A 570-nucleotide genomic window follows, 5' to 3' on the forward strand; every position below is an offset into this window, starting at 1 on the left:
TAATACGATACTAGAATTAAATATAGATAAAATAAATGAAGAAGCTAAATATGATGGTTTTTATGGTATTTGTACTAATGCAGATAATTTAACTGTAGAACAAATCATAAAAATTAATCGTGGGCGTTGGGAAATCGAAGAAAGTTTTAGAATCATGAAAAGTGATTTTAAAGCAAGACCTATTAATTTATCTATAAAAACACGTATTGAAGCACATTTTTTAACTTGTTTCATTGCATTACTTATTTTTAGAATACTTGAAAATAAACTCAACAATTCTATCTCCTACCATGATATTCTTGATACAATTAGACATATGGACTTTAAAAATGTTGAAGGTGAAGGATTAATACCACTTTATACAAGAACAGATATTACTGACAAACTTCATGAAACATTCAATTTTAGAACAGACTATGAAATTTTATCATTAAAAAAACTGAAAAAAATTTTTAAACAGACGAAATTATAGAAAGTTTACGCCTTTTTTTAGGTATGACAAAAACGCTATAAAGCTTGATATATATAGCTTTACAGCGTTTTTCTTTTGGTAAAAGTGTCAAATTCAGG

At 26.0% G+C, this 570-nt stretch carries 1 protein-coding gene; it reads left to right on the forward strand.

Annotated features, from left to right (window positions below):
* On the forward strand, nucleotides 1-472 hold a 472-nt coding region (locus AC5EAH_RS08195; RefSeq protein WP_493494289.1), incomplete at its 5' end, for an IS1634 family transposase.
* Nucleotides 473-570 lie beyond the last annotated feature (98 nt).

It is taken from the genome of Staphylococcus sp. B1(2026), from assembly GCF_058895785.1.